This is a genomic window from Candidatus Synechococcus spongiarum SH4 (assembly GCF_000586015.1).
Classification (GTDB): domain Bacteria; phylum Cyanobacteriota; class Cyanobacteriia; order PCC-6307; family Cyanobiaceae; genus Synechococcus_B; species Synechococcus_B spongiarum_F.
The window spans coordinates 1-6,808 of sequence record NZ_JENA01000081.1 but is presented as its reverse complement, the minus strand read 5'-3'; the positions used below and the strand labels follow the sequence as shown (position 1 = coordinate 6,808).

7 protein-coding genes and 2 pseudogenes are annotated in these 6,808 nt (G+C 63.1%); 5 read left to right on the top strand and 4 right to left on the bottom strand.

The genetic code is table 11. The features are described 5' to 3' along the window. Positions 1-428 (bottom strand): DUF1643 domain-containing protein (locus BG35_RS12040; RefSeq protein WP_152535175.1); only part of this gene is annotated, 428 nt, incomplete at its 3' end. Positions 429-587: 159 nt separating this feature from the next. Here BG35_RS12040 and BG35_RS0105085 point away from each other — a divergent pair. Both BG35_RS0105085 and BG35_RS0105080 read left to right on the top strand, forming a co-directional pair. Beyond that, positions 588-839 (top strand): helix-turn-helix domain-containing protein, encoded by a 252-nt coding sequence (locus tag BG35_RS0105085; RefSeq protein ID WP_025781978.1) that lies wholly within the window; start codon positions 588-590, stop codon positions 837-839. Between the two features lie 2 nt (positions 840-841). Next, entirely contained in the window at positions 842-2,170 is a 1,329-nt protein-coding gene (locus tag BG35_RS0105080) for a type II toxin-antitoxin system HipA family toxin (RefSeq protein WP_025781977.1), read from the top strand. Between the two features lie 6 nt (positions 2,171-2,176). Here BG35_RS0105080 and BG35_RS14140 read toward each other — a convergent pair whose 3' ends face one another. After that, on the bottom strand, positions 2,177-2,245 hold the full coding sequence (locus BG35_RS14140) for a GTPase (protein WP_201768411.1): 69 nt from the start codon (positions 2,243-2,245) through the stop codon (positions 2,177-2,179). 384 nt (positions 2,246-2,629) lie between these two features. Between BG35_RS14140 and BG35_RS10410 the strand changes: the two are divergent. Both BG35_RS10410 and BG35_RS14135 read left to right on the top strand, forming a co-directional pair. Beyond that, positions 2,630-3,616, top strand: a pseudogene (locus BG35_RS10410) (UDP-glucose dehydrogenase family protein); the annotation flags it as partial. Further along, positions 3,550-3,807, top strand: a pseudogene (locus BG35_RS14135) (hypothetical protein); the annotation flags it as partial. The pseudogenes BG35_RS10410 and BG35_RS14135, both read left to right, overlap by 67 nt. Before the next feature lie 158 nt (positions 3,808-3,965). On the opposite strand, the gene BG35_RS0105065 reads toward BG35_RS14135, so the two are convergent. Together BG35_RS0105065 and BG35_RS0105060 are read right to left on the bottom strand one after the other, a co-directional pair. After that, on the bottom strand, positions 3,966-4,952 hold the full coding sequence (locus tag BG35_RS0105065; RefSeq protein WP_025781976.1) for an MlaD family protein: 987 nt from the start codon (positions 4,950-4,952) through the stop codon (positions 3,966-3,968). A gap of 5 nt (positions 4,953-4,957) precedes the next feature. Further along, the gene (locus tag BG35_RS0105060; protein ID WP_025781975.1) at positions 4,958-5,767 is read right to left on the bottom strand and encodes an ABC transporter ATP-binding protein; all 810 of its coding nucleotides are present in this window, start codon (positions 5,765-5,767) and stop codon (positions 4,958-4,960) included. 91 nt (positions 5,768-5,858) lie between these two features. On the opposite strand from BG35_RS0105060, the gene BG35_RS0105055 reads away from it, so the two are divergent. Next, the coding region (locus tag BG35_RS0105055) for a gluconeogenesis factor YvcK family protein (protein WP_080688031.1) at positions 5,859-6,808 on the top strand (950 nt) is incomplete at its 3' end.

Sequence of the window (6,808 nt, the reverse complement as noted above, 5' to 3'; positions counted from 1 at the left end):
CGAGGACCTGCCGAGGCGTTTCGGGGCTGGTCACGTGCAAAGTCGATGGCCCACTTGATGGCGTCTCCGTTCTGTGGGCCGGACGGGTCGCACGTCTTTCGCAATTCACTCGGTTTAGTCGCTCGGTGGGCAAACAAATTGCAGACCAGGACCGAATCGTGGCCCCATTCTTTGGCGAAGTGGGTCACTTTGCGAATGGTTGGGTCGTCCTGTTCATGATCCGCTTTGCTGGGATTGAGCATAATGAAGACGACAGGGTTCAGGTCCAGATCATCCGGCGCCTGTCCACATTTGTGAGCGTCATGCCTAACCCTCCGCCACAGGAGGTATCGGTATTTGCCGCACTCGGACAGGCAAGCGTCCTTCAGTCGGCGCCGGTTGATTCCGATTTCCACGGTAACCTTGCTCCCAACTTGGGGGTGCGTCATGGATACGGTACATCACAGGCTCTGCACAAATGCTTCCACCCAGGCCAGGGTGGCGCACACCTGCTCCATAGTGACGAAGAACGAGGGAACATGATCCACGCATCATAAAAGCCTCATATGATGGATGGGTCATATGGCCGGCAACGGAGGCGCGGCATCATGCAGTACTTTGCCAGAACACCCCAGGATATGGGCCATGCCATCCGTCAGATGCGCAAGGCCAGGGGCATGACGCAGCGGCAGCTTGCCGTGCGCAGTGGTCTGTGGCAGGAAACCATCTCGAAAATTGAAACCAGCCAGAGCAGGGCCACCCTTGACACGCTCTTTGATCTCTGTGCAGCCCTTGATCTTGAACTCGTCCTGACCGAGCGCAGCAAAGTCTCCGCCGCCGCCTTTGAGGATCTGTTCTAGGCATGGGGCGGCGACGCAGCCATCAGTCTCTCCAGATTTTCCTCAACACCCGCCTTGTGGGGGAGTTGCTGCGGAAGGCAAACGGAGCCATCAGCTTCCGGTATCATCCATCCTGGCTGGCATGGGAGCACAGCCTGCCCGTGTCCCTTTCCCTTCCCCTCCAGCAGGAACCCCATGGGGATGAGCGGGCCACGGCCTTCTTCGAGAACCTGCTACCGGATAGCCGGCCGATACGGCAGCGCATTGCCCAACGGGTGGGTGCTCGGGGCGCCGATGCCTACAGCCTGCTGAGGGAGATCGGACGGGATTGTGTCGGCGCCTTGCAGTTTCTGCCGCAAGGCGAGGAGCCCGGCTCACGGTCGGCGCCCACTGGTGAGGCGCTGAGCGAGACAGACATTGAGGCCCTGGTCACAGCACTGGATGGAGCACCCCTGGGCATTGGTGGTGACAATGACGGCGACAACGATTTCCGCATCTCCGTTGCCGGCGCCCAGGCGAAGACGGCCCTGCTGCATCGTGACGGCCGCTGGTGGCGGCCGTCTGGCGCCACACCGACCACCCACCTCCTGAAACCACAGATCGGTCAGTGGTCCCGTGACGTGCATCTGAAGAACAGCGTTGAGAACGAATACCTCTGCCTCAAGCTGCTGGAAGCCTTCGGCTTGCCGGTGGCTCAGGTGGAGATGACGACGTTTGGAACCCAGAAGGTGCTGGTGGTTAAACGTTTTGATCGCCGCCGGACCCGGGACAACCGCATCATCCGCCTGCACCAGGAAGACATTTGCCAGGCTCTGGCATGTCCACCGACTCGGAAATACCAGAGCGATGGCGGCCCCGGCATTGTTGCCGTCATGGACAGGCTGCGGGGCAGTGACGAGGCCGCGAAGGATCGTATGGCCTTCTTCAAGGCGAACGTGCTGTTCTGGCTCATGGGAGCCAGCGACGGCCACGGGAAGAATTTCAGCCTCGCTTTGCTCCCAGGCGGGCGGTTTCACATGACGCCCCTCTACGATGTACTCAGTGTTCAACCAATGGTTGATACAAGAGAGTTGAGGCTCAGGGATTTCAAGTTGGCGATGAGCGTGGGCCATTCGCGACATTACCGCTTCAAGGATGTTTGTCCCCGGCATTTTGTGGAGACGGGCATCAAGGCGGGTCTGTCCCGTGAGGGTATTGCGGAAATCTTTGACAACATCCATAGCCATGGGAATTGCGCCATCCAGGCAGTGGTCTCAGGTCTGCCGGACGACGTCCCGGCTGCGCTGGTTGAGTCCGTCACCAGGGCCGTTGGCCGTCGGATGCAACAGCTTGGAGCCTCCGCTGAGGCTTGAGCACCCTCAGCGGTTCACCAGGGTGGACTTGCCCACGTTGGGGCGCCCAACCACGGCAACAACAGGAAGGGGCATGACGGCTGGGGCGGGAAATGAAGAGTCTGAACCGTTCAGGTCCGGGATGTTGGCCCGGCAGGTGGAGTTTCTTGATCAGGAGTTGCGGCCTCCAGCCAGCGCCCGACGGCGGTGGGCAGAGCCTGGCGTTGCCGGGTGACGGGATGGATGCAGAAGGACATCCCCGTGGCCCATGGATCGATACCAAACGGCTTTACACGAATGGGGCTCCCATTGATCCCCGGCCCGGTTCCCGGTTTCCAGTAGCCTGGCCGACTTTTTTCAACGGGTTATCCAGACTCGGGTTGCTGTACCTTGCGCAGGTCTTTGAGATGGCAGACCGTGCGCATCGCAGTGATTGGCACCGGCTACGTTGGCCTGGTCTCGGCGGTCTGTCTGACCCATATGGGCCACAGGGTGGTGGGGGTGGATAAGGACCCTGGCAAACTGGCCCGGTTACAAGAAGGACAAAGCCCCATCTACGAGCCTGGCTTGCAGGAAGACCTCACCCTGGCCATCGGCACCGGCCGACTGCAATTCCATGGGGACCTGGCGGCGGCTGTGGCCGGCAGTGGGGTGATTTTCATTGCTGTCGGCACCCCCCCACTTCCCTCCGGCGCCAGCGACACCGAAGCTGTGGCCAGTGTGGCCACGGCCATTGGCGCCGCCCTGGCGGGTGATCACCGACCACGGTTGATTGTGAACAAGTCCACCGTGCCCATCGGCACCGGCGCCCGGGTGCAGGATCTGGTGACCCGGGCCGCTGCAGGGGGCGCCCCGCCGCCGGTGACGGTGGTGAGCAATCCGGAGTTCTTGCGGGAGGGGCAGGCCCTGTGGGACAGCTACAACCCGGATCGCATTGTGCTGGGGAGTGATAATCCGGCTGCCCTGCTCGCCATGGAGCAACTGTACGCCCCGTTGATCAAGCGCCGCTGCCGGGGCTGCGACATCAGCCGTCCTGGCCCCATTCCTCTGATCAAGACGGATCTGGCCTCGGCGGAGATGATCAAGTATGCCGCCAATGCCTTCCTGGCCGCCAAGGTGTCCTTCATCAACGAACTGGCCCTGCTCTGTGATCGCCTGGGGGCGGACATTACCCTGGTGGCGGACGGCATCGGCCTGGATAAGCGCATTGGCCGCGCCTTTCTGGATGCCGGCATCGGCTGGGGAGGAAGCTGCCTGCCCAAGGATGTGTCGGCGCTTCTGCATACCGCCGGCAGCCTGGGCATTCAGCCCCGTCTCCTGGAGGCGGTGACTGCGGTCAACCAGGATCAGCGCCGCCTGGTGGTGGGCAAACTGCAGCGGGCGCTACCGGGANTGCAGGGATGCGCCATCGGCCTGTTGGGACTCACCTTCAAGCCCGGCACCGACGACCTGCGGGAGGCTCCCGCCCTGGATATTGCCGCCGAACTGATCCGCCTGGGCGCCACGGTGAGGGGTTCGATCCCTACTGGAGCCGGCAAGACCACTGGGCCCAGGCCCTGGCGTCGATTCAACACTGCTCCAGCCCCATGGCCATGGCCCGGGGATGTGATGCCCTGGTGGTGGTCACCGAGTGGCCGGAGTTCAAGCTCCTGGACTGGGAACAACTGGGCCAGGTGATGAACCGGCGGCTGGTGGTGGATGGACGCAACTGTCTGGATGGGGCGGTCCTCACGGCAGCGGGCTTCCGGTGGCAAGGCGTGGGCCGCAACCCACCGGCACACTGATCAAACCGCCATCGGGCGCCTTCGCCCCCGCCTTATGGCTGTGGGATCTCTTCTTCGCTCTCGGGATCCGCAAGCCGTTCAGGGCCGTAGAGCTCTTCAAACAACAGACCGAGGCCAACCGTCATGTTTCTGAGGCCGTTGGCCACCGCAGGATCACTGGTGATTCCCACAATGTCACTGCCAATGCGATCCAGGTTGGCCGTGAAGCCTTCCACGTTGGCGAGGATGACGCCTGCCTTGGTATTCAGTTGGTCCGTGGCGCTGGCCACGTTGGCCATGACCTGCCTGAACTGGGCGATGGTTTCAGGGCGATCCAGTTCCGCCGCGGCGTTGGCCAGGTGGCTGGTCATGGTATTCAGGTTGACCGCCGCGGTGTTGATCTGATTGACGCTGGGACTGAGCTGTTGCGCCAAATCCTGAAGGGATTCCATCAGAACGCTGGTGTTGTCGGCAGCAGTTGTGAAGCTGTTGCTGGCCTGGATCAAGCCTTCCGCCGCCTGATCCAGGGCGCCGAGGAGGTCAAGGACGACGGCCTGATCCAGAAGCGCCGCAGCGCTGGCGGTGACGTCACCCAGGGTGGGAGACCGTGTTCCCTGCAGCACGTCGCCGGCGCAGAGTTGCCGGGCGGATGAACAATCGTCTGCCGTGGGGCTGGCCGGCGCGGGCAACGGATTGGAGGAACCGGTGAGCACCAACTGGGCCGTTCCCCCCAGGACGCTGCCGCTCCCCACCTGGGCCGTGACAGGCTGAGGGATCGCCAGCGCCGGATCGCTGATCTCCGCCTGGACAACCACAAAGCCGGGTTCCGGCGTCACGGACCGGACCATACCCACATCCACGCCCCGGTAGTAGACAGTGGAGCGGGACACCAGACCTGCCGCATCATCAAGATGTACAGCCACAGGCCAGGCCGCGCTGGCAAACCGATGCCCCCTGAGACGCAGCCAGAGCCCCACGGCAATGGCCAGTGCGGCAAGGACGCTCAGACCTACAGCGGCCTCACGAAAACTACGACGCATGGCGCTCAGATCGCCTCGGGTTGCATGGGCCCTTGCAGGCTAGCGCTACGGAACTGCCGGACATAGGGATTATCTGTCGTCTCAAACTCCTGAACAGAGCCGCGCCACTGGGCACACCCTCCGTAGAGCATCACCACGTGGTCGGCGGAACGGCGAATTGTGCTCATCACATGGCTGACCACCACAGCCGTGCCACCCACAAACTCCGTGGCTTTGACAATCATATCCTCAATCCTGGTGCAGGCCACGGGGTCAAGGCCCGCCGTGGGCTCGTCAAACAGGAGAAGGGGGGGATGGTGGCTGGCGTCGATCACGGGATCTTCAACGATGGCCCGGGCAAAGCTGACCCGCTTCTGCATCCCTCCCGAGAGTTGGCCCGGCATCAGGTCTTCAATGCCCCGTAAACCCACCTCCTCCAGCACCCTGGAGACCCGGGCGCGGATGTCCGCCGGAGAGAGCCGACCGCTGCGCTGCAACAAAAACCCCACGTTTTCCCCAACGCTGAGGGAGGCCAACAGCGCCGGGGATTGAAACACCATGCGCACGTCCATGGGGGCATCCTGATCCTCCCGCAAATAGATCTGCTGCTGGCCATAGAGGCTGAGCCGGCCGCTGCTGGGCAGCAACAGCCCGGCCAGCAGCCGCAGGATGGTGGACTTTCCCGCCCCGGACGGCCCCACAACAGCAACCTTCTGTCCAAGACCCACGTCCAGGTCCAGGTTGCTGAGCACGGATTTGGCGCCAAAGCGCAGGCCAATGCCGCGCAACTCAATGGCCAATGCCTCCGCTGCCGGGCCACCACCGGATCTGGACATCGGCTCAACATTCCAAGGGTATTCCTAAAATTGTTACACCTGAATGGCGGTGATCTTGGCGCAGAGTACGCAACAGCAGGCGTCAGATTCCATGCGCCGGGAGGGGGAAAGGAACGGTACTCCCCGGATTGGACGGCAACGGGGACAGCGGAGACGACGGCCCTGGGGTCTGGCCGGGTCCTGCAAGGCGCTCCAGTGGCTCTCGCCGGGTTTGCTGGTCAAACGCTGGGTGCTCACCAGCGCCTTGGGGCTGCTGCTGGTGCTGCTGGGCGGCGCCATCTGGGCCAACCTGAAGCCCGTGTACTGGATCCTGGCGGCCATTGAGCAGATCCTGGCCAGCATCACCCAGGTGTTTCCCTACCAGTTGACCGGTCCCCTGGTGCTGCTCAGCGGCCTGGCCCTCATCCTGCTGGGCCAGAGTCGCACCTTCGGATCCATCAAGCGGGCCCTCCTGGCTTCCGAACAGGGCCGTCCCCTGGTGGAAGCCCTGCTGGCGCAGCGGCGCCTCAAGCGGGGACCCAGCATCGTGGCCATTGGCGGCGGCACCGGTCTGGCCACCCTGCTCAGCGGCTTGAAACGCTATAGCAACAGCATCACCGCCATTGTCACCGTGACCGACGACGGGGGCAGCAGTGGCCGCCTGCGACGTGATCTGGGCATTCAGCCCCCCGGGGATATTCGCAACTGCCTCACGGCCCTGGCCAGGGAAGAACAACTGCTTACCCAGTTGTTCCGCTATCGCTTTGCCTCCGGTCAAGGCTTGGAAGGCCACAGTCTGGGCAACCTGTTCCTCTCGGCTCTGGTCACCATCACTGGCAATCTGGAATCCGCCGTTGCCGCCAGCAGCCGGGTGCTGAACATTCAAGGGCAGGTGATGCCCGCCACCAACGCTGACGTTCAACTCTGCGCCGAACTGGAGGATGGACGCCTCATCAAGGGGGAATCCAGAATCAGTAGAGCGGGGGGCCGGATCCACCGGGTAAGCTGCTGCCCGGCGGCGCCGCCGGCGCTCCCCAGCGCCCTGGAGGCCATCCGCCAGGC